The sequence below is a fragment of the Streptomyces sp. NPDC051987 genome, assembly GCF_040680735.1.
Lineage (GTDB): Bacteria > Actinomycetota > Actinomycetes > Streptomycetales > Streptomycetaceae > Streptomyces.
In genome coordinates, this window is record NZ_JBFAXI010000060.1 from 25,684 (window position 1) to 47,056 (window position 21,373).

At 69.4% G+C, this 21,373-nt stretch carries 23 protein-coding genes; 8 read left to right on the top strand and 15 right to left on the bottom strand.

Translation table 11 applies throughout. The features are described from left to right. Window positions 1-44 precede the first annotated feature (44 nt). A complete protein-coding gene (locus tag AB0M11_RS27740) occupies window positions 45-368 on the top strand; it encodes a hypothetical protein (RefSeq protein ID WP_365710117.1) in 324 nt (107 codons plus the stop codon). Window positions 369-531: 163 nt separating this feature from the next. On the opposite strand, the gene AB0M11_RS27745 is transcribed toward AB0M11_RS27740, so the two are convergent. The 9 genes from AB0M11_RS27745 to AB0M11_RS27785 form a co-directional block, all read right to left on the bottom strand. Further along, the gene (locus tag AB0M11_RS27745) at window positions 532-1,095 is read right to left on the bottom strand and encodes a hypothetical protein (protein ID WP_365710119.1); all 564 of its coding nucleotides are present in this window, start codon (window positions 1,093-1,095) and stop codon (window positions 532-534) included. Further along, window positions 1,092-1,349 (bottom strand): hypothetical protein, encoded by a 258-nt coding sequence (locus AB0M11_RS27750; RefSeq protein ID WP_365710121.1) that lies wholly within the window; start codon window positions 1,347-1,349, stop codon window positions 1,092-1,094. Before AB0M11_RS27750 ends, AB0M11_RS27745 begins: the two co-directional genes overlap by 4 nt. Window positions 1,350-2,693: 1,344 nt before the next feature. Continuing rightward, the gene (locus AB0M11_RS27755; protein ID WP_365710123.1) at window positions 2,694-3,155 is read right to left on the bottom strand and encodes a transposase family protein; all 462 of its coding nucleotides are present in this window, start codon (window positions 3,153-3,155) and stop codon (window positions 2,694-2,696) included. 367 nt (window positions 3,156-3,522) lie between these two features. Further along, entirely contained in the window at window positions 3,523-4,056 is a 534-nt protein-coding gene (locus tag AB0M11_RS27760; protein WP_365710125.1) for a cupin domain-containing protein, read from the bottom strand. A gap of 151 nt (window positions 4,057-4,207) precedes the next feature. Next, window positions 4,208-4,624 (bottom strand): DoxX family protein, encoded by a 417-nt coding sequence (locus AB0M11_RS27765; protein ID WP_365710127.1) that lies wholly within the window; start codon window positions 4,622-4,624, stop codon window positions 4,208-4,210. A 16-nt stretch (window positions 4,625-4,640) separates the two neighbouring features. Then, entirely contained in the window at window positions 4,641-5,366 is a 726-nt protein-coding gene (locus tag AB0M11_RS27770; RefSeq protein ID WP_365710129.1) for an SDR family NAD(P)-dependent oxidoreductase, read from the bottom strand. Window positions 5,367-5,456: 90 nt separating this feature from the next. Beyond that, window positions 5,457-6,122 carry an NAD(P)H-binding protein gene (locus AB0M11_RS27775; RefSeq protein ID WP_365710131.1) on the bottom strand — a complete coding sequence of 222 codons (666 nt, stop codon included), beginning with the start codon at window positions 6,120-6,122 and terminating at the stop codon, window positions 5,457-5,459. Between the two features lie 36 nt (window positions 6,123-6,158). Continuing rightward, a complete protein-coding gene (locus tag AB0M11_RS27780) occupies window positions 6,159-6,803 on the bottom strand; it encodes an NAD(P)H-dependent oxidoreductase (RefSeq protein ID WP_365710133.1) in 645 nt (214 codons plus the stop codon). Window positions 6,804-6,869: 66 nt separating this feature from the next. Further along, window positions 6,870-7,583 carry a DsbA family oxidoreductase gene (locus AB0M11_RS27785; RefSeq protein ID WP_365710135.1) on the bottom strand — a complete coding sequence of 238 codons (714 nt, stop codon included), beginning with the start codon at window positions 7,581-7,583 and terminating at the stop codon, window positions 6,870-6,872. A gap of 119 nt (window positions 7,584-7,702) precedes the next feature. Here AB0M11_RS27785 and AB0M11_RS27790 point away from each other — a divergent pair, with 119 nt between their 5' ends. From AB0M11_RS27790 to AB0M11_RS27800, 3 genes are all read left to right on the top strand, one after another. Then, window positions 7,703-8,113 (top strand): helix-turn-helix domain-containing protein, encoded by a 411-nt coding sequence (locus AB0M11_RS27790; protein WP_365710137.1) that lies wholly within the window; start codon window positions 7,703-7,705, stop codon window positions 8,111-8,113. A gap of 233 nt (window positions 8,114-8,346) precedes the next feature. Next, on the top strand, window positions 8,347-8,568 hold the full coding sequence (locus tag AB0M11_RS27795; protein WP_365710139.1) for a hypothetical protein: 222 nt from the start codon (window positions 8,347-8,349) through the stop codon (window positions 8,566-8,568). Between the two features lie 86 nt (window positions 8,569-8,654). Beyond that, on the top strand, window positions 8,655-9,119 hold the full coding sequence (locus AB0M11_RS27800) for a DUF2231 domain-containing protein (RefSeq protein ID WP_207921682.1): 465 nt from the start codon (window positions 8,655-8,657) through the stop codon (window positions 9,117-9,119). A gap of 788 nt (window positions 9,120-9,907) precedes the next feature. On the opposite strand, the gene AB0M11_RS27805 is transcribed toward AB0M11_RS27800, so the two are convergent. Both AB0M11_RS27805 and AB0M11_RS27810 read right to left on the bottom strand, forming a co-directional pair. Further along, a complete protein-coding gene (locus AB0M11_RS27805) occupies window positions 9,908-10,201 on the bottom strand; it encodes a VTT domain-containing protein (protein WP_365710142.1) in 294 nt (97 codons plus the stop codon). Window positions 10,202-10,387: 186 nt separating this feature from the next. Continuing rightward, on the bottom strand, window positions 10,388-11,320 hold the full coding sequence (locus AB0M11_RS27810; RefSeq protein WP_365710144.1) for an oxidoreductase: 933 nt from the start codon (window positions 11,318-11,320) through the stop codon (window positions 10,388-10,390). Window positions 11,321-11,434: 114 nt separating this feature from the next. Here AB0M11_RS27810 and AB0M11_RS27815 point away from each other — a divergent pair, with 114 nt between their 5' ends. Both AB0M11_RS27815 and AB0M11_RS27820 read left to right on the top strand, forming a co-directional pair. After that, complete coding sequence (locus AB0M11_RS27815) at window positions 11,435-12,028, top strand: TetR family transcriptional regulator (RefSeq protein ID WP_132888402.1); 594 nt, start codon at window positions 11,435-11,437, stop codon at window positions 12,026-12,028. A 420-nt stretch (window positions 12,029-12,448) separates the two neighbouring features. Continuing rightward, a complete protein-coding gene (locus AB0M11_RS27820; RefSeq protein WP_365710146.1) occupies window positions 12,449-12,982 on the top strand; it encodes a lyase family protein in 534 nt (177 codons plus the stop codon). Window positions 12,983-13,016: 34 nt separating this feature from the next. Here the strand turns inward: AB0M11_RS27820 and AB0M11_RS27825 are convergent, their stop codons facing one another. Both AB0M11_RS27825 and AB0M11_RS27830 read right to left on the bottom strand, forming a co-directional pair. Continuing rightward, window positions 13,017-14,216, bottom strand: coding sequence for a PTS fructose transporter subunit IIC (locus AB0M11_RS27825; RefSeq protein WP_365710148.1), 1,200 nt, complete (start codon window positions 14,214-14,216; stop codon window positions 13,017-13,019). Window positions 14,217-14,414: 198 nt separating this feature from the next. Next, window positions 14,415-15,644 carry a hypothetical protein gene (locus AB0M11_RS27830; protein WP_365710150.1) on the bottom strand — a complete coding sequence of 410 codons (1,230 nt, stop codon included), beginning with the start codon at window positions 15,642-15,644 and terminating at the stop codon, window positions 14,415-14,417. Window positions 15,645-16,053: 409 nt separating this feature from the next. Between AB0M11_RS27830 and AB0M11_RS27835 the strand changes: the two genes are divergently transcribed. Further along, on the top strand, window positions 16,054-18,921 hold the full coding sequence (locus tag AB0M11_RS27835; RefSeq protein ID WP_365710152.1) for an AAA family ATPase: 2,868 nt from the start codon (window positions 16,054-16,056) through the stop codon (window positions 18,919-18,921). Between the two features lie 255 nt (window positions 18,922-19,176). Next, on the top strand, window positions 19,177-19,527 hold the full coding sequence (locus AB0M11_RS27840; protein ID WP_365710157.1) for an acyl-CoA dehydrogenase family protein: 351 nt from the start codon (window positions 19,177-19,179) through the stop codon (window positions 19,525-19,527). Window positions 19,528-19,746: 219 nt separating this feature from the next. Here AB0M11_RS27840 and AB0M11_RS27845 read toward each other — a convergent pair whose 3' ends face one another. Together AB0M11_RS27845 and AB0M11_RS27850 are read right to left on the bottom strand one after the other, a co-directional pair. Beyond that, on the bottom strand, window positions 19,747-20,898 hold the full coding sequence (locus AB0M11_RS27845) for an ABC transporter substrate-binding protein (protein ID WP_365710154.1): 1,152 nt from the start codon (window positions 20,896-20,898) through the stop codon (window positions 19,747-19,749). Window positions 20,899-21,031: 133 nt separating this feature from the next. Then, a partial coding sequence (locus AB0M11_RS27850) for a nuclear transport factor 2 family protein (RefSeq protein WP_365710156.1) occupies window positions 21,032-21,373 on the bottom strand: 342 nt, incomplete at its 5' end.

Below are 21,373 nucleotides of genomic sequence, written 5' to 3' on the forward strand. Positions count from 1 at the left end.
CGGTCCTGGCTCACTTCTCTGGTGCCAGGCCGCCCGTCGCCGCGGTGCTGTACGAGCGGTATGCGGGACGCCTTCCCGACGCGTTGGAGGCCCTCGCCGGACCAGCGCACAGCTTCGTCGATCTGCCGCTCCACATCGCCTGGTCAGGACTGCGCACCTACGACCTCGACCGGCCCCGCCAGCGTATGAGCCTCTACCGCTCCGTGCTCGCCGAAGGGCAGCGCGAGGACATCACCTGCTTCCTGAACCGCGATCTCCTGCTCGCGCTATGGCCCACGATGAGGACCATGATCAGCAGGCCGTCCGCGACGCGTGGGAGACCGCCTTCCCAGAGCTTGAGCGCTGGGCGTCCGGCGCCGGGTGAGTGATCCAGCGCCCCCAGACGACCACCGATACGAGCGTGGATGCGGCGGCTGACGCCGTTCGGGCCCAGAAGCGTGGCGCCGCCGTGTGGCCCGTCGCGCCAGACGGCGAGCGTGACGTGCCGGCATCACGGCAACGGGCTCCACCGCCGGGAATGACGCCTTCACATCACGCAGCGGTGCGTACGTTCCGCAGTAGTGCGGCGGTCATCGCCAAGAGCGTCTCGGCCTCGGCCCGGTCGTATGCGAAGTCCCTGGTGACCGCGTCATTGTGCAGAGCGCCGCATGTCTGGCCGTACAGGGCGTCCTGGATCCGCCACCATCGCTCGGTCTGGCTGCACTGGCTGGGGACCTTCCTGCCGGGGTTGTCCCATCCCGCGTTCTCCCGGACCCACTCAAGTGCCCGCCTGATCTGCAGGATGGACGCGGGAATCTCACCCATGGTCAGCAGACGCTGCGCTTCTCGCAGGGTCCAGCCGACCTCGTCCCTCTCCGGATCGCCGAGCGGATACGGCACGGCCATCTCGAACGCCGCGGACGGCCCCAGCTGCGCGAGCTGCTGTTCCCACCGGCTCTTGGCGATGGTGATGTGCGCCGTGTCCTGGGCGCTCCCCGGGTAGCCGGGCGCCTGCGGCAGCGTCGCGTTGAGGTCGACCTCGAACCGTACGTCGCCGGTGCGGCCTTCCTCGATCGCATGGACCTGCAGTGACGTCAGCGGGAAGGACAGGTTCACACGGTGAACAGTGATCTTCGGGGTGTACGCCAGGTTCGCTGTGGTCCGGGCGAGCCGGTGGCGCTGCCCTGCCGTGTCGAGCCGAACAGGTCCGTCTCCAGGGCGAGGATCTTCCCAGCCTCGATGAAGGGCGACACCCCGACGGCGAGTTGGACGCTCAGCTCGTGCGCTCCCAGCGCACGCTTCAGCCACGCCTGATCGCTGCTGACCGTTGCGGTGAACCGGATGTCGTCGTCGAAGCGAAGTTCCTGCATAGCTCCCCCAAAGGGACGTGTCGATCACCCGATTCTGCCGGGCTGGACGTCCCGCCACCGCCCCTTTTCCAACCGGCCATGAGCCCCGCCGCGCACGCGAAGGGCCCCGTCTACGAGTCACGGACGGGGCCGGTTGGTCCCGTGGGCTCTACCGGATCGTGCGGCGGCACGAGGACGAGCTCTGCCACCACCGGGGCCGTGCTCAGCGCTCTTCGGAACCGCACCACTGACCGGACGGGGACGCACGGCCCGGTCGCGAGCCATGATCGAAAACGCCTCGACAGCACGAGACGCCTGCCGCCTCTCAGGACGGCTGCCCACGCAGCAGTAAACCGCCCCTGCACTCCATCAGCTCCCTGACCTGCGCAAACGCCGCCATACTTCTAGGGGTTCCCGAGGTATCCGCGACATTCCAGATCTAACACGTATCAGCAGGTCACAGACTCATGCACCTCTAACCAGGGGTCAACACTCCGCAGTTCAAGCTGGTCAGATCAGCACACCAACACCTCATGAGAATCCAGATCTGCCCCGACGCCCCAGCTCAACGTCCCCTCAGACACAGCGCAAAGCCGGGAACTCACAGAGCCCGAGAATCTCGGTGGTCTGCGCGAACATCCACCGCGATGTGCTCGGTCGGCCCGCGGCATGCAGCTGCTGCGGCACCTGGGACTGGTTGAGCGGGTGGATCTCCACCCGGATACCGCGTCCGTCGCGGTTCCGTGCCCAAGAGCGCGGCGACCAGGGAGGCGTTGCCAGCATAGCTGGCCAGGAGGAACGCAATCTGCCCCTGGTGGCCGGCCGGGAACCGGGGCGCGAACTCGGTGCGCTCCTCGGCCTGGAGAAGGGCCTCGCAGCGCGGCGTCTTCTTGTTGTTCCGGGCGAAAGGTGCGGTTGCGGACATGGTGCAGCAGGTTCTCGATCGTCCAGTGGCCACGGATCCAGGCAGCGAGTTGGGCGCCGGTGGCTGGGTCCCGTCTCCAGCGGACGACTTGGAGGGCCTGCTTCGCGTCGGGGTAGTCGATGTGGTGGAAGGCGGCCGTCTTGAGCCTGCGGATCTCTTGGCGGTGATGGGCGCGGGTGCGCTCGTAGTGGTCGAGGGTGATCTCGCGCCAGGGCAGCCGGCGGACGCGGTCGAAGAGGCCGGGGTGGTTGGCCTTGACGTGGGCGATGTAGTGGGCGCCGCGCTCGCGCTGTTAGGTGCCGTGGGCGTGCTGGTGTCCAGGGCGTCGGCGGTGATCACCGTGTGGGTCAGGTCTTGGGTATCCAGCAGCGGGGCGAAGGCGGGGATCTCGTTGCTCTTGTGGGCGACCTGGCGCTGGGCGAGGACGTCTCCGGTGTGGGTCATGGCGGCCAGCAGGGCGATGGCCGGGGGGTGGCGGTGCGCGAGCCGCGTACGGTCTTGCCGTCCACGGCGATCGGCCGCCGCGCGCCCGCGGCGGTGGGGGTATTCCGGGCAGTGAGGAAGGAGCCGATCGCGGCGTCCAGCGCATCACCGTCCAGACGGGCCAGCAGCCGGCGCACGGTGCCTGGATGCGGCACCGGGATCCGGCCGGTCAGTGGGTCGGGCGCGAAGCCCAGGGCTCGCAACGCCCAGCGCGGAGCGTCGGCGAGCCATTCACCGATCGCGGTCAGTGACCGTGCACCGGCCAGGACGCTTGCCGCGGCGGCCGACAGCAGCGGGACCAGCGGGTACAAGCGGCCCCGGCGACCCCTCGGGTCAGGTACGAGGGTCAGGTAGTGGTGCAATCGCACGGCATCGGCGACGGGCGCGGCGGCTTCGGCGCGGGTCAGTTGGTCCAGCACGCAGGGCGTGGGAGATGATGCGGGGGCAGGCACGGTCTCGCTCGGTTCTCATGGGTCTCGACAACCACATGATCACCGGCGCCGTGCCTGCTCTGTTACCGGCCCCAGACCAAGACATGACGGCACGTCACGGATTACTGCACCGAACCCGGACCAATCGCTTTCATACAAAGCCCCTGGTCCCGCCGGAACCCGCTGACCAGTGGCCCCGGCCGGACCCGCGCCAAGCTGCGGACCTCGCCGGCTCGGCCAATTGCCGCTCAACCGTTGCTCGCGGCTCTTTTCAAATGCCATCAAGGCAACAACTACAGGAGGATAATCCACCCGTTATCAAATTCGAAAATGACCAGCCCGAATTCCGGAGCAGCTACGAAGCCTGCGGTTCGTCAGTATTGAGATCAGCGCTTCCAGCCGACCCGAGCAAGGTCCAGTCGTGCTTACGCGAGAACTCTCGGAACTCCTCCGAATCCAAGTCCATCGCCTTACCCTTGGCTTGAAGCTCAACCATATCCTCGATGAAGTGCTCGAAACCTCCGGGAACCGAGATCTGCAGAAGACGCGGCACGGTCTCCCCTACCGGCTTAACCGCATGGGGAATCCCTGCAGGCAGGAACATAAAACTCCCCGGGCCGACCTCATACTGCTCGTCGTCAAAGGTCACCCGTAGCGTACCTTCCAGCATGAAGAAGAGTTCGTCCGCGGTTTCGTGGATGTGGAGTGGGAGGTCATGGTTCACCGAGACCTCAAGGACTGAGTACTGGCCGTCAGTATGGGCGGCGCCCGCTTTGAGCAAGTAGATCGGTGCGATGTTGACGCGAGTTTCCAGACCCTCGCCTGGTCCAAGTTTGATGAATCGAGCCTTCTGCGAGGATCGATCGGAATTGGTCTGCTTTGCATTCATCTTTGGAACTCCTTTTCTCGTGATTCGACCACTTGTACAACGCCGGTGGGGCGGTCAGGGCGGAGAAAGTAAGAAGTGGGGCGGGCGATGGGGCCCGGTGATCTGTGACGAACCGAGCCCCCGTACATGGGAATCGGAGCGGATGGCGGCTTCAGAGGCTGTACGGGCCGGAGCGTCCCCAGGCCACCAGTACAGCAAGGATCAGCAGGACGGCGTTGAGGCCGATCGCGGGGAATTCCTTCTTGCGGGCGTGGTACGTCGCGGCCAGCAGCATTGTTATACCGAGGCCGACGGCGGCCAGTGGTGTCAGCACGGTGGCGATACCGGTGGCCGCGGGCAGGATCAGCCCGAGGGCGCCGACGAACTCCACGATGCCGATGAAACGGACGGCGCCGGCTGAGAAGTCGGCCACCCAGGGCAGCTTCTCGACGAGCTTGTCCTTGGGCTGGGTGGTTTTCATGACACCGGCCATGGCAAACATGACGGCCAGTACGGCCTGCACGATCCACAGGAGTGCATCCGGGCGCCGCACCCCGCGCGGTGTCCTATGGGGCCGGTAGGGCAGCACCTGCCCAGCCGTTGCCTCAGGCGGCGTCGTACTCGGGGAAGAGCTGCTCGACGCGGTCACGCTTGGTGTACATGTCCCAGTACTGGTCGGCCAGCGCGTCCGGGTCGACGAGCGGGCCCGTGCCGGCCGAGCCGGTCTTGGCCAGGCTCCTCGCGGCGAGTTCGCCCATCTCGCTCCGGGCGATGAACGCGGCGATGGACAGGGTGCCGGCGTAGATGCCGGCGTCGGCCAGCTCGCCGTTGAGTGAGAAGAGCCAGTTGCGGGCGGCTGCCATGAGCGGGCCGACGCCGCTGGCGAAGGGGCGCGGGGAGCCGGCCGTGGCGCCGGTGGTCATCAGGAAGGCGCCGTCGCCGCGCTCGTTCCACTCCGGCAGCACGGCCTGGGCCACCTCGACCGGGGTGAGCAGGAGCAGCGGGCTGTCCTTGCGCAGGGTGGCCGCGTCCAGCTTCGCGGCGGGAGCGAAGGCCTGCTCGCCGCTGATCGGACCGTACTCGACCACGTCGATGCGACCGAAGTGGTCACGGATGGCCTGGACCGTGGCGCCGGCCTGCTCGGGCTTGGACAGGTCGGCGGTGAAACCGGCCGCGTCGATGCCTTCGGCCTTCAGCTCCTCGACGAGGGCGTCGAGACGCTCCTTGCCGCGGGCGATGAGCGCCACACGGAACCCCTCGCGGGCAAAGCGGCGCGCGACGGAGGCGCCGAGGCCCTTGCCGGCGCCGAAGATGGCGATCACCTTGGACATGGGATGTTCTCCCCTTCACTGTTCGGACTGCGGCGCGGTGGTGGGGTGGGGTGGAACAGGGTCCGGTTCATGTCGGACCGCCCGAGGGCGTCATCCTCGTGTGTTCCAGACGAGGGGGGCTTTGCGGATCCAGGTGTCGTCCTCGATCGTCTGGACGAGGAAGCGGGCGAGGTCGGCGCGGTTGATCCGGGCGCCGGGCTTTTCGGTGCCGGCCTCGGCGGCCCGTACGGGACCGCTGAGGGGCTTGTTGGTCAGGGTGACGGCGCGGGCCAGGGTCCAGTCGATGCCGGACGAGGCGCGGACGAGCTGGTCGAGGCCGGTGTGGTCCGCGAAGCCTGCTTTGATGTTCGACAGGTTGATGAACGCCTTGACCAGCGGGTTGAGCCGGGCCCAGTCGTCGCCGGCGCCCTGCGTGGATGTCAGCACGATGCGGGGTATGCCCTGTTCGCGCATGACGGTGAGCGTGTTGCGGGTGGCGTCGGTCATGAACGTCGGCGGGCTGACCGGCTTGGCCCACGGGTTGTCGGAGGCGCGGGCGTTGTTCAGCGCGCTGATCACCGCGTCGGTGCCTTCGGCGGCCCGACGGATGTCGTCGATGTCGGCGGGTGTGCCCTGGATCAGTTCGACGCCGGCCGGTGCCTGCACCGTGTCGGGGTTGCGGACGAGGGCGCGGACGTGGTGGCCGCGCCTGGCGGCGTGCTCCAGGACGTGGGTGCCGGTGCGGCCGCTGCCGCCGAGGACCAGGAGGTTGCTCATGGTGATCAAACGCCTTTCGGGCAGTTCAGGGGTGGATCACGCGGCCTGTCGGCCGGTCAGGGCAGAGCCCAGGCGGCGGGCCTCGTCGTGCGCCTTGGTCATGGACGCCTCGTGCACCGGCAGCAGCGGGGCCATCATCGGCACGTACGGGGCCATGGTCAGTTCGGGCAGGACCGTTGTCAGGTCGAGGCCGAGGTTGGCCGGGTGGCCCAGGACGGTTTCCAGCGTCGGCACCAGGTGGTCCATGCCGTGCTTGGGGGCGCCGGGGCCGTAGCCGCCGCCGCGTGCGGAGATCACCGTGGCGGGGCGGCCGAGGGTGGGAGGGGGTCCGTCGAAGCTCAGGGTGCGCCCGGCGACCATGATCTGGTCCAGCCATGCCTTGAACACGGACGGCATCGTGAGGTTGTACATCGGCACGGTGAAGAGGTAGGCGTCGGCGCCGAGGAACTCCTCGATCAGCTCGTCCTGGACCGCCGCGGCCTTCGCCTGTTCGGGGGTGTGCTCGGCGGGGTCGGTGGTGCGGGCGGTGATGCCGGCCGCGCTGAGGTGCGGGGCGGGGGAGGCGGCCAGGTCGCGGTGGACGACCGGGCCCTTCCACTCGTCACGGAAGGACCGGGCGACCTGACGGGAGACGGATGCCTCGTCGAGCGAGGAGGCGTCGATGTGCAGCAGGTAGGACATGGAGAATGCAGCCTTTCGAAACGATCAAGGGTGGGTCGGGGGGGATCGTGGGGTGACCGGTGGAGGTCAGCTGCGGGCCGGTACGGCGCAGCCGTCGGGGCCGCAGACCGCAGCGTCGCCGTCGGTCGTCAGGGTGAGCGGGTGGGACTCGTCCCAGGCCGTGCGCAGCACGTCGAGAAGGCCGTCGCTGTCCTGCGCTCCGGGGATGCCGTACCTGCCGTCGATGACGATGAAGGGCGCGCCGGTGGCGCCCAGGCGCTGGGCGCGGGCGGCATCGTCGCGGATGTGGCGCTGGTAGCGGTGCTCGGTGAGCGCCCGGCGGGTGCCCTCGCGGTCCAGGCCGATCTCCTGGCCCAGGTCGAGCAGGTCGTCCATGCTGAAGACGGGGCGGGCCCGGCCGAAGTAGGCGCGGAAGATCGTGTCCCAGGCTTCGCGGTTCTTGCCCTCGGCGGAGGCGTGGGCAAGGAACTCGTGCGCCAGGTCGGTGTTGCCGACCATGTTGTCCAGCACCTTGTAGGGACGGAGTCCCTCGGCCTCGGCCAGCGCCTCGATCCGGCGCGTGGACGCCTCGGCCTGGGAGCCGCCCATGCCGTGCCGGCGCAGGAGCGCGTCACGGACGCTGAACGTCTCACCCACGGGGAAGGAACTGCTCAGCGGGAACGAGTGGTGGACGATCTCCACCTCGTCGCCGTGCTCGAACCGCTCCACAGCCCGGTCCAGACGGTGGCTGCCCAGTCCGCACCAGGGGCAGGTGACCTCGGCCCAGACCTCGATCTTCATGACGCGCCTCCCATGCCTGCGCTGTTATTCCTACGTTTTGTTCGTAGCGCCATGATGGGCCAGTATGGGAGTCGATACAAAAGGCACATCGGTGTGTGTGCCGGAGAGGAATGTGCGTCATGGAGGTCACCGGCAGTTCGGGCGGCGCGGCGGCAGTGGGGCCCTGTGCCGCCATCCCCGCCGAGCACATGGAGTTCATCCGGCAGGTCCTCGACCGCGTCGGCGACAAGTGGAGCCTGCTGCTCATCGCGGTCGTGGAGTCCGGCCCGCTGCGCTACACCGACCTGCAGCGCCAGGTCCCCGGAATCTCCCAGCGGATGCTCACCCTCACGCTCCGCCAGCTCCACGAGGACGGTCTGATCACCCGCACCGCATACGCGGAGGTTCCGCCGCGCGTCGAGTACTCCCTCACCCCGCTGGGCCGCGGCCTGCACGAGATCGTGACCTCCCTGATCGGCTGGGCCGCCGACCACCACGACGAGATCCGCGCGCACCGGGCCCGCACCGCGGCACCAGCAGCCCGGTCCTGACCGCTCGGCGACCGGCTGTCGGCGCCGGGTGCAGCGCGGATGCCCGGCGCATCGTCTAGACAGATCGCATCGGGCCAACATTGACACGCTGCGCCATCTGATGCATGTTGGGCCACATGCCGAGAGCGAGCGGACCGTCGGCCAGGTCCTCGTCACCGGGGTCGACAGCGGCTTCGGTCCGGGCCGGATGCACGTGCCGACGCCGAACACCGCACTGTCCGGCCTCGGCAACCATGACGCCGACGCGCCCGCCGCACCGGGAGCCGCCCCCGACAGCCGGGCACCTCGCTCGGCAGAGCCTGCTGAACACCCTCGTCACCACGGCGGTGGCCGGCCCCGTGGCCATTCGAGGCGTCTCGCCGGGCAACCAGGCCAACGGCGCCGCCACCGTCGCCACGGTCCAGCCGGGGACCGGTGTGGAGCAGACGGCCGCCGGTCTTCCGCATACCGGCTGACTCGTCAGAGAGCCGGCACGAGTCGACCACGGCCGAGCCGGCATTCACGCACTAGGGAACGAGAGCGAGCAGTGTTCAAAGAATTCATGGGTCTCCCCCTGCACCCGCTTGCGGTGCACGCGGCGGTAGTGCTCATCCCGTTGCTGGCGCTGGGCGCTGCTGGATACGCCATGCTGCCCCGGTTCCGCCCCCAGTTGGGCTGGGTGGTGTGGGTGCTCGCGGTGGTGACTCCTCTCATGGCGATCGTCGCCCGGGAGTCCGGTGAAAGCCTGCAGGAAGTGGTCACCGAGAAGCACTACCCGAGCAGCGTGCTTCACAAGGTGGCGCAACACGCGGACTACGCCGACACATTGCAGCTTCTCAGTCTGGGACTCGGTATAACGACCATTCTGTTGTTGCTGCAGGTTCGCTCGAAGCGCGGAGCCCGTATGCCACGCTGGGCGCCTGCGGCGCTCGTGGTCGTCGTGGTGGGCCTCTCCGGCCTCAATCTCGTCTACTCGTACCTGGCCGGCGACTCGGGCGCCAAGCTGGTCTGGACCGGCGTGCTCTGACGCGCCGTCGGGCTTCGCCGGCGGTCAGGCAGTTCGCCGCCGTCCACGCAGGACGGGGTGGCGGTGGACGGCCTGACCGGAAACGCCGGAGCGGGTCGAACCGCTGCCCGGGGCCTGCGAATGGGAGGCGTGGGCCGAGGGCGTGACGGACGGCTGATCGTCACGACCAGCTCCACACCGGTCTGGCCTTCGACGGCATACAGCGCCCCTGGAAGCGTCGAGGCGGCTGCTCCGCCGCCCGCCAGTGCCCCGGTCGGCCCGTCCGACCTCGCTCCGCGGTGCTGAGAAGCCTCATTGCCGTTCTCACCGAGTTCGCGCCGGGTGCTGACACGCGCGGCCGCCGGGATACCGGGGGAGACGGGCGGGACGTCGGCGATCACCAGCGCCGGTGCCGAATCCGACGCCTCTGGCGTGCGGCGCCGTGGGTCTGCCGAGGGTGCGGGCGACCCGTGCCTACGTCGGTGCCGCGCGGTCAGTGCAGGTCCCGCCGGAAAGTTCTCGGGGCGGGCGAGCCGGCTGCCGGTTTGCATGCGCTGCCCGGCGCGTCCCATGGACTACTTCTCCTCGGAATACGTGACGACGCGCATGGGCCGCTGTCCGGAGGTTCGAGGAACCCCGCCCGACGCCACCACGGCACTCGCGGCCTGCACGCGGCCGCGACGGCGCTTGTGACCCACACAACGCAGAACAGCGCCACAGCAACGGCGGCAAGCACGGCGGCGCCGATCAGCCCCGCCGAGTGCAGGACCCTGGTCGCCACCGTGCCGGCGAAGCAGCCGAGGAGCACGTTACCGGTGCCCCAGACCAGCGACGCGTGCCGCGCTGCAGAAGAAGAAGCGGCGGTCCGGCATGCCGGACGCTCCGGCGGCGAAGGGCAGGAAGGCCCGGATGACTCCGACGAACCTGCCGGTGAGCACGGCGGTTCCGCCGTGACGCGTCAGGAACGTCTGGGCCATGCCGCTCCAGCTGTCGGATCGGAGCCGGCGCGCCAGCCGAGTGCCCGGATGCCGTTCGCAACGTCGGCCCAGCGCGTAACCGAGGCCAGGGGCCGCCGACCTGACGGTCGGCGGCCCCTCAAGCATGTCTCATACTCCCCGCCCTCCCCACACCGTCCGAAACCGGAACAAGTGAGGAAGACAAGCAGCTCAGGCCGATTTCAAAGAGTCTCATCACCGTTCGGAGCCGTGAGGCCGAGGCACGGCAGCACGCAGTCCTCAGGGCACTCCCCCACCGCTGCCGCTGCATGCGGGCCGAAGACGGGCCTTGGGTCATGCCGAAGGGGCGGGTGCGTAGACCACACCGGTCAGCTCCTCGGACAGCACCCACAGGCGGCGTGCGGTGTCAGGGTCCTCCGCCGCAGGGTCGGGGCGGACGACGGTGGGATGTCCGCGCAACTCCTTCCATCCGTCGGGGCCGAAGAACTGCCCGCCCTCGACGTCCGGTGCCGTCGCGGCGCGCAGTTGGGGGAGTGCGCCGATCTCGACGTCCTGGGCGAACAGCCGGTTGACGAGGGCGCCTCCCACCCGGAACAGGCCGGTCGGGCCGGTGCGCTGGAGGTTGGTGGCCGTGATCCCGGGGTGGGCGAGCAGGCTGCGTACCGGGCTGCCGGCCGCGCGGAGCCTGCGGTCGAGTTCCAGACCGAAAAGGACGTTGGCGAACTTCGACTGGTCGTAGTACTTCACGCGCTGGTACTTCCGGGCGCCGGAGAGGTCGTCGAAGTGGATCTGCCCGCCGTGATGCCCGATCGAGCTGACGGTCACCACACGCGGGTCACGCCCCTGCCGCAGCAGGTCCATGAGCAGGCCGGTGAGGGCGAAGTGGCCGAGGTGGTTACCGGCGAACTGTGACTCGTGGCCCTGGGGGCTCAGCGTTCGGGGTGGCGTCATGACACCCGCGTTGTTGATCAGGACGTCGACCTGCAGGGCGTCGTCGTGCGCGCGGGCGGCGAACGCCTTGACCGAGTCCAGGTCGGCGAGGTCGAGATGGCGCATCTCAAGGCTTGCGTCGGGATCGGCGGCGCGGATGCCGGCGACGGCCCGGCGGCCCTTGGCCTCGTTGCGTACGGCCATGACGACGTGCGCACCGTGCCGCGCCAGGTGGCGGGTGGTGGCCAGGCCGAGGCCGCTGTTGGCTCCGGTGACGACGAAGGTCCGGCCCGTCAGGTCGGGGATGCGGGATGCGGTCCATTTGCTGTCTGACATGAGACCCAGACTGCCGCCCATGGCACAGTGAGTCAATAAGAGCCTGGAGTGACTCATCTGGCTCGGACTAGCATCGGTGTCGTGGGAGATGCGAAGACGGCCCCGGCGGCCAACATGGCGGAGCGCAAACGCCTGCTCGTGCGCAGCGAACTGGCGGAGGCCGCGGTCAAGTTGCTGGCCGACCAGGGATTCGAAGAGACGACGGTCGACCAGATCGTGGCCGCCGTGGGAATGTCACGCCGTACGTTCTCGCGCTACTTCGATTCCAAGGAAGACGTGATCGTGCACATGCTGGCGGAAGCCGGCGTGAAGTTGTGCGCGGAGCTGAACGCCCGGCCCGCCGACGAGCCGCCCGCGGTGGCGTTGCGTCGTGCCCTGTCGGTGTTCACCTCGATGAGCGTCGGCAATCCGGCCAAGATGCTGCGCGTGAGCAGGCTGATCCTGGACACCCCGGCCCTTCTGGCCCGCTTCCTGGAGCGGCAGTCCCAGTGGCAGGCCGAGATGACCGGCATCCTCGCCCTGCGTGCCGGACTGGACCCGGACGTCGACCTGCGTCCTGCCGTCGCTGCCGGCGTCGCCCTGACGGCCTTCCAAGCCGCCCTGCGCCGCTGGGTGGACAGCGACGGCAGCGAAAGCCTGGACGAGGTCGTCGATCAGGCTCTTGCCCTGGTTGGACCGGTGATCGAACTCGGAGTCGATGCGGGCTGACCGACTCCGGACTGCATATCGGCCCGTCACAGGGCGACTGGTCAACACGCAGAAAAAACCGGATGTGGGCTGGATCCTGTGCGTCCTGCCAGGTTGGAGAACGTGGGCATGCCGAGGCCGATGGTGCGCTGGTGTGCTTTGGACCGAAGCGGCTGCGTACCGCGCTGATCAGCCGCCGCAGCCCGCCGTCCGCCGCGGCGATGGCCTCCCGGACGGAGAGACCGACTGAACCGCGGTAGAGATCGCCTTATAAGGACGAGTCGTTCTGAGCCGGTAGCGACGGCGGTGAGAGTGCCCGGACCTTCCGCGGCGTGGTCGTGGCACGTCACGCCGCCCTGGCAGGTCGTGATCGCTCGTCCTCTTGCCGCGCCCCACGCACCCGCACGCCTGAACACGCTCCGAGAGAAGGCCCGGCCTGCCATGACCGTAGCGCACCGCAGCGAGCACGACCTGCTCGGCGACCGCGACGTCCCCGCCGAGGCGTACTGGGGCATCCACACCCTGCGCGCCCGGGAAAACTTCGCCATCACAGGCACGCCGATTGCCGCCTGCCCGCATCTGATCGACGCTCTGGCCGGGGTGAAGGAAGCCGCCGCCCTGGCGAACGAGGAACTCGGCCTGCTGGATCCGAGGAAGGCGGCCGCCATTGTGGGGGCGTGCCGTGAGATCCGTGAGGGCAAGCTGCACGACCAGTTCGTCGTCGACGTCATCCAGGGCGGCGCCGGCACCTCCACCAACATGAACGCCAACGAGGTCGTGGCGAACCGGGCGCTGGAGCTACTGGGGCACGCCAGGGGCCAGTACGACTTCCTGCACCCCAACGAGGACGTCAACCTCGCCCAGTCGACGAACGACGTCTATCCGGCACGCTACGCCCTCGCGGACGTGGACGACGAAAGCCCCGGCCCCCGGGGTCGCCCCCACGGGTCGGCGCTTTCGTGCTCGGGCTGCTGATGCGGCGCGTTCACCCGCGGTGCGGGTGGCGCGGTCAGGCTCGGCCGGCCGCTACCGCCTTCTTGGGGGCGCGGGTGGCGGCGCGGGCGGTGCTCGCGGCCGGTGCCGTGCGCCGCCGTAGGCTCTTGAGGCCGACGGTGAGGGCGGTGGTGGTGAGGACGCCTGCGGCCACTGCTGCGGCGAACAGCCACGGCTGGCCGAGTTGGCCGGCGGCGAAGACACCGCCCCTGGGGTAGCTGATCGTGCTGCCGAGTTGCATGACCAGGGCGCCGGTGACGGCACCGCCGGCCATGGAGGCCGGGATCACCCGCAGCGGGTCGGCGAGGGCGAAGGGGGCCGCGCCCTCGGGGAGGAAGGCCGCGCCGAACAGCCAGGAGATCTTGCCGTAGCGCCGCTCGGCCTCGGTGAACAGGCTGCGGCGTACCAGGGTGGCGAGGGTCATGGCCATGGGGGGCACCATGCCGGCGGCCATGACGGCGGCCATGATGCTCATGTTGAGCGGGGTGAAATCCGCCGGATCGGGACCGCTCAGTTCCACCGCGCCGAAGGCGAATGCCGTCTTGGTGATCAGCCCGCCGAGGTCGGAGCAGGCCATCAGGCCGAGGAGCAGGCCGAGAGTGAGGGTGCTCTCGAACTCCAGGCCGGCCATTTCGTTGTAAAGCCACTTCGTCAGGGTCTTGAGCAGCGACCCGACGACCGCGAGGGTCACGAACAGCGTGATCACGGTGGCCAGCAGGGGGAACAGCACGGCGGTGGCGCTGTGCAGCGCCCGCTTGACGGGAATCCGCTGCAGAGCCAGGACGGCCGCACCGGCGACCACACCGGCGATCACACCGCACAGGACGCCGCCCTCGGCGACGATGGCGGCGACACCTCCGAGGAAGCCGGGGAGAATCGCCGACCGGTCCGCGACGCCGTGAGCGACGTAGGCCGCGATGACCGCGGGGAGGGTCTGCAGCGCGGTGAGACCGGCCATGTGCAGCATGGCCGCCCACGTCGGGGCGATCGTCCAGTCGCCGTTGGCCAGGGCTTGCGAGGCCCACTCGCCGACCTGAGGGCCGTGGATGGCGTAGGCGAGGACGATCAGCCCGGCGGCGAGCGCGGTGACGGCGCCCAGGTAAGGGGTGCCGGACACCAGGCACCTGCCGAGTCTGGTGTGGAAGTGCCGCTCCCGCACGGTGTCCTTGTCGATGAGGGCGGCCGGGTCGGTGGTGCGGTTACTGGGATGAGGCATGGTGAGGCTCCAGGTACGCGAGGTACGCGCCCACTCAGCAGGGCGGGGGACGAATCGATGCGACGGGCAGGTGTGAGATCGGCATCCGCGCGGGTGGGCCGCTTCTGCGGAGCACGCCGGGGGAAGGTACCGGCCGGCCAGGAGGCGGCCGGCACCTTCAGTCCTGCGGCCGAGCGGGCCGGGGCTGTTCCTTGTGGCCTAGTTGTCGTACCCGTGGACGAGGTCTGCGTCCTCGGCCTGGAGGATCGGGCCCATCTTCACGCCGACCATCGTCCAGCAGCCACAGTTGTGGGTGTTCCACAGGCGGGCTGAGTTGATGCCGGCGATGTGGGCAGTCCCATCCTGTGTGTAGACGGGGGCGCCGGAGTCACCCGGTACGGTGAACCCCCCGGGGATCCATCCGTTCCCGACCACGCGCCCTCCCTGATCGAACGTGAACCCATTGCCTCCGGAAATCCAGGTTCCCCGAGTGGACCGGGGTGTGAAGGTGTAATTCGTGTTGGTGACGGGGTGGCCGCAGTGGTTCATGGACACGGAACCGCTCACACACACCTGCAGGCCCGGGAAGACCTGCTGCACACTCTGAACGTCCTTTGTGGACTGACTGTAGGTGGTGCCCCCAGTCCAGATCCTGCCCCTGAACTGGGAACCCCGGAGTTCTTCCGCGTCGAGCTCCTTTATGACCCCGCGCACCGTACCGACGAAGGAGCCCCAGCCATTGTCGGTGTGGCGGTTCACAAACCTGTCGCCGTCGTTGCCGCAGTGCCCCGCCGTCACCAGGGACCGTTGCCCCGTCCAGACGTTCTGGACGGCGACTCCTGACGTGCACTGCGAATTGTCGCTGGTGTTGAGGGTCGCCATACCGCCGTAGTAGGGCGAACCGGAGTCGAAGCGGTTTGCCGTTTCCTCGAAGCGATTCTGCTCCACCTCGATCTTGTCCGGGTAGGCATCGAGCAGCGACTGCGTGACGGAGTCCGGAGCATCCGTATTGACCAGCACTTCGTCCTGCTTGGCGTCATAGGAGACGCCCACGGTGTACTGGTCCGCGTCGGCGTTCCACTGTTTCGCCGAAACCGTATTCACGAGCTGGTCCAGGTCGGCCTGGGTGAACTGGCTGATGTAGCCCCGGACGTTGTCCATACCGGCCGGGAACTCCGACTCCAGCTGGTTCTCGTCGGCGGGGGGTGTGTCCGCGGGCAGCGCGACCATCGTCAGGGAGCCGTCGTCGGCTGTGTAGACCCCGAGGGGGTGGTACTTCTGGACGACGTCGTTGAGGTCCTGGTACTGCTGCTGGCTCACCTGTGAGTCGGACGACGTATCGGTGTCGTCCGCGTAGGAGGGGACGGGCGATGCCAGGGTCACCACGGCGGTCGCGGCGACCGTGGCCAGCGCCGCGGCGAGGCGCCTTCTTCTCGTTGTGGTCCTCATCGTTCCTCTTTCTCGCGGAGGGAGCCGGCGGCCGGATCGGCAGGGCCGGCTCACGAAGGAGATGAATGGTGCGAACGGCGTGCGGGGCAGACCCGCTTCAGGGGAGTGGAGACGCACCCACGGCGGTGTGGGGGCTTTCCGTGCTCGTGAGGGTCTGAGCGGCACCAGATCGGAGGTTCCGCTGCGATGGGCTCGGCCCCGCGTGCTGTGTGCCATGCCGCGAGAACGCTGTTGTCGCGGCATCCACCTGTGTGTCGGCAATGACGATGCCGGTGCAGGTCAGGCCGAAACAATGGAGGACGTATTTAGTGGGGGTCGGCCGACATAAAATGGTGGTGGCCGATGACGTCGGCCCGAGCGGGCACTGCGCGTGACCGGAGCGAGGCGTCCCGCATTGGACGGTGATCGTATGGCGGCCCAGCACGGCTCCTCGGGACTCGGCCGGGGCTTCGCGTTCGTCGGTCGCCGCCACGAACTCGACCTGGTGCTCGCCGCCATCCGACAGCCACCGGCCGTGGTGAGGGTCGAGGGCGACGCCGGCATGGGCAAGTCCCGGCTGGTACGCGAAGCCACCGCAATCCTGAAGTCGGAAGGGTGGCGGGTGATGACAGGCTTCTGCCACCCGCTGCGTGAGCCCCTGCCGTACGGGCCGGTGATCGACGCGCTCGGCAAGATCGGTCCGTGGCTGCCAGACGGCGCTCTGCCGCCGTCCACCGGCGCGCTGGCCCCGCTGCTGCCGGACCTGGCCAACCGCCTGCCGCCGGCACCGGCAAAGCCACAGGGCCCAGGCGCAGCGCGCCACCAGCTGATCCGGGCGGTGCGCTCGGTGCTGGGGCACGTCGGCCCAGTGGTCCTGGTCGTCGAGGACGTGCACTGGGTCGACGACGCCACCCGCGAGCTGCTCCTACTGCTCGCCCGCGACCTGCCCGACCAGTTCGCGCTGGTGGTCACCTACCGGGCCGAGGACCTGCCGCCAGGCGCCGCGGCCCTGGGCGCGGCCTACCGCCCGCCGCCCGGCGCCAGCGGCACGGTGATCCGGCTGTCACCGCTGACCCGGACCGACGTGGCCGAACTGGCCGGTGCCGCGCTCGGCGCCCGGGCCACGCCCGAGCTGTGCGCGGCGCTCCACCACCGCAGCGAGGGCCTGCCGCTGGTCGCCGAGGAAGACCTGATCACGCTACGGGACCAGGCGCACCTCGACGTCAGGGAAGTGGAGCGGGCCGAGGTGCCGGGCGGCCTGCGGGAAGCGGTCAGCGAGCGGCTGACCTCCCTGTCGCCGGCCGGCGCGGCGGTCGTGAACGCGGCGGCCGTACTGGCCGTGCCGTCCACCGAGACGCTGCTCGCCGGGGTCGCCGCGCTGGACGGCGACGAGGCCGCGGACGGGCTGGTCGACGCGCTGCGGGCGGCCGTGCTGCGCGAGACTGCGAGCGGCCTCTACGGTTTTCGTCACGTGCTGGCCCAGCAGGTCGCCTACCGACACATCCCCGGGCCGCGCCGCACGCGCCTGCACCGGCGGGCGATCGACGAGCTCCAGACCCACGACCCGCTCCCGCTGGTGCAGATCGCCCACCACACCCTGGCCATCGGCGACCATCAGGGCTGGCTCGACCGCATCGAGCAGGCCGCCGACCAGGCCGTCGCACTGGGCGACACCGGCACCGCGGCCTTCCTCCTGCACCAGATCCTGGACCAGCCCGGAGTGGACACCGAACGGAGGTCCCGGGCCGCGCTCACGCTCGCCCGGATCATCAACTACGGCACCGACTACGCCGTGACCGTCCGCGGGCTGCGATCGGTGCTGGACGATCCGCGGCTGCCGGATGCCGTCCGGGGCGAGATCCGCCTGGGGCTCGGTGCGGCCATGCTCGTCGTCGGCGCGGACCCGGCCGGTTTCCGCGAGCTCGCCCACGCCGTCGACGAGCTGGCCACGCAGCCGCACAAAGCGTTGAGCGCGATGACCAACTTGGCCCTCAACGAGCGGGACGGTGCCGCCGCGCACGCGTGGGACTGGCAGGACCGAGCCGAGCGGACCGTCCGCGACAGCGCCGACGAGACGAGCCGGAGCAGGGTCCAGATCAACCGGCTCATCCTGATGGCTCGGGACGGCGATCCCGCCGTCTGGCCGCTGCTGGACCGGGTACCACGCCGAGATGCCGCCGGAGCGGTGCTGCGCCACGCCACCTACGCGCTGTACGCCCTCGCCGAGGTGGCATTCCAGCTCGGCCACGACCGGCGGGCCCGCACTCTGCTGCGCGAGGTCGAGGACTTGCTCGCTCACGCAGCCCACGAGCGCATCACCCGCGTTGTGGAGCTGCGCCTGGACTGGCTGGACGGGCGCTGGACCCGGCTGGAGGAGGATTACGCGGCCCTGGCGGATGCCCACCCCGACGTGAGGCAGATCAACATCGACCGGGCTCTGTGCCAGGGACACCTCGCCTTCGCCCGAGGGCTGCACTCCCTGGCCCACGACCACTTTGCCACCGCGGCGGCGGCCGCCAGCGGCACGAGCGAGGTGGACGCGAGCATCAGGATGGCCGCCGCACTCGCCGCTCTCCGGCTCGCCGAGGGTGACCCGCAGGCGGCCTGGACGATCGCCGAACCCGCGCTGTCGATGGTGCGAGGACTCAGGTCCTGGACTCGGACCATGGACCTCGTCCCGGTCGCGGCCGAGGCCGCGCTGGCCTGTGGGCACCACGCGTCGGTCGAACGACTCGTGGCGGAGGCCGAGTCGGACCTGCGCGACCGCGACGCGCCGGCCGCCTCGGCCGAACTGGCGCTGGCCCGAGGTGTGTTGCTCAGCGCCACCGAGCCGGCGCGGGCCGCCGAGCACTTCGCCGAGGCACAACACAGGTGGCGGGACATCGGCCGCCCCTACGAGGTCGCCAAGGCCGCCGAACGCCGGGGTGACGCCCTGACCTGCTCGTCTCCCGAAGACGCGGCGGCGCACCTGGCCGACGCCGCGCGCGGCTTCACCGAGCTCGGCGCGACCGGCGACGCCGCACGCTGCCAACACCGCCTGCGCGAACTCGGTGTCCAGACGTCGCGGCGACCGGGACGCCGCGGCTACGGAACCCAGCTGTCACCCCGTGAACGGGAAATCGCCAAGCTGCTCGCCGACGGCGCCACCAACCAGGACATCGCCCAGACCCTGTTCCTGTCCCCCAGCACCGTCGAGAAGCACGTGGCCCGCGTCCTGGCGAAACTGCGCACCGGGCGGAAGGACATCCAAAGCAGCCTGCCCGACTCCGACCGGCCCGGATCCCACGAACTCGCCTGAGAACGCGCCGAACACCACCGACAAGACTGTCGAGACGCCGAGCAGGGCCGTTGAACCGCGAAGAGCCGCTGACGTCGGCAGAGCCGATCGCATCTCTACCCTCGCCGGGCGTACCGTCGAGCGGCGCCGGCCGTGGAGCGATCTACCGAACGAGCCTGACGGTACGGAAGTTCGAGCGACAGTCGTGTTCCTCGGATTGGGAATCGCTTCTTATGGCAGGGTTCTGACGTATCACGCAGTCGACATGCTCGATCGCTGCCTGCTCTGCGACGACGAACTCCTCGCCGTGAGGCTCTCGGCCACGATCTCGCCTCCGAGACCGGCAACGACGCCATGCAGCTGCACGCCGCCAACGGCCTCGACGAGGACTTCCCCATCCAGCGCGTCTGGCGCGATCTGCAGACCACTTACGCACCCGCCGGCACAGGCGAAGTCCAACGCCGGCGCCTCGCGGAGAACCTCCTCCAGCAGGAGGAAGACGGCGTCAGCACCCGCACCCCGTGGTCAGTGCTGCACGCCGGCCGCGCCCTCGTGACCGACCAACCGGTCAGCGTCCAGGACTACCCGTGTACGGCACCCGCTTCGGCGCCTCCGGCCGGCCGGTGAGCCGAAGCCGCCGAAAACCCGGTTCCTGCGCCCGTCGCGTGCACCGTGCCTCGCGCACGGGAACGGGACCACCACGACACCGCCCCATCAACTCACTCGAAGGAGACCATCGTGACCACCCGCGGCCACCAGCCGACGCCCTCCCAACCGGCGGCCGGGAATGGGAGGACCGCCGGCCCAGCGCGCGGGGAGTGCGGGGCCGGCGGCAACGGTCGGCGGTCAGGCCCCGGGGTGCAGTCCGAGCCAGCCCGGTGAAGGGTCTCCCTTGACCTCACCGAAGTACAGGGCGAAGGTCTGCTTCCAGCGCTCGATCGCCGCGCGGTCGGCCATGAAGCGGGGGAAGCCGTCGAGGTTGCCGTTGGGGTACTCCCAGACGGGCTTCAGCCCGGTCGGCGGGGTGACGTCGGTGCGGACCGACCAGCCGTTGGTGGCGGCCTTCTGCTGCTCGACGGAGAGCCGCCAGTTCAGGTACAGCTTGGCGGCGGTGGGGTTCTTGGCCTGCTTGAGGATCGCGGCCCGCTGTCCCCAGGACATGAACGGCGCCTCCTCGGGCAGCACCCACTTGACCGGCCCGGTGGACAGCGGCGCGCCGGATCCGCCGATGCCGATGGCCTTCTGGCCGCTGGTGACGGCCGCGCTCGGGGTGTAGCTGCCGCGGGCGAACTGAAGGTCCTGGGTGGCCAGTCGAGCGAGCCAGTCCCAGCCGTACTTCTCCACGTAGAGGGTGTAGAGGTAGAGGACCGCGTCGTCGTCGTGCGGGTAGGAGGAGGCGATCTTCCCCTTCCAGCGGGCGTCGGCCAGGTCGAGCGGGCCGCTGGGGATGTCGGAGCCGACCGCGGCGGGACCGTACATGTAGCTGAAGGCACTCACCTGGACGGCGACCCACGCGCCGTGCGGGTCCTTGAAGGGAGCGTAGAGCTTGGAGAAACCGGCCGGCTTGTAGGCGAGCAGGCGGCCCTGCTCCTTCCAGCGCACGAAGTCCTGCACGGTCTGGAGCTGTACGACGTCGGGTATCAGGGTGTCGGTCGCGAACTGGTTGTCGACGCGGACGTCGTGGTACTTGCTGTAGTCGACGACCACCGTCAGGTCGATGCCCGGGAACCGGCTCTTGAAGCCGTTGCGGATCCCGTCCGCCTGGCTGGAGACATCGCCGCCGGCGTAGAGCACGAGCTTGCCGCCCTCCGCGAGGGCTGCCTGGTAGAGCTCGTCAAGAGTCCGCTTCTCCTCGGCGCCGCCCGTCGCCACGCGGCCCGCGGAGGCCTGGCCGGTGGCGGCCTGAGCGGGGGTGACGGAGGCAGCGGCGACACCGAGACCGAGAGCGGCGCCCGCTCCGGTGGCAAGCAGGCGGCGTCGGCTGGGAAGGCTGGTCATGGTGGGGGGAGCCTCTCTGTCCGTTCTGTTCTGTTCTCTTGCGTTTCGGTTGTCTGTGTGGTGCGGCTGGACCGCGGCGGCGGAGCAGCACGGCGCCCGGGTACGGCACGGGTGCCGTGCTGCTGCTGTGGGGTCAGAACATGGTGTTGTCGTTGGCGCTCTTCTCGGGCACCTCCTGGATCACGTCCCAGTGCTCGACGATCTTTCCGTCGGTGACGCGCCAGAAGTCCGCGACGGCCATGCCCCGGTCACCGGGCTTGAGGTGCAGGTTGCTGTGGGTGACCACCAGGTCCCCTTCGGCGACCGTACGCTTGATGTCCAGGCGCAGGTCGGGGAACTGCCCGCGCAGCCAGTGCACATAGCCGACGAACGCCTGCGGCCCGTCCTGCGCCTCGGGGTTGTGCTGGGTGTAGCTCTCGCCGAGGTGCGCGGCGGCGGCCGCCTCGGGCTGGTAGTCGTTGAAGGCCTGCTCGTA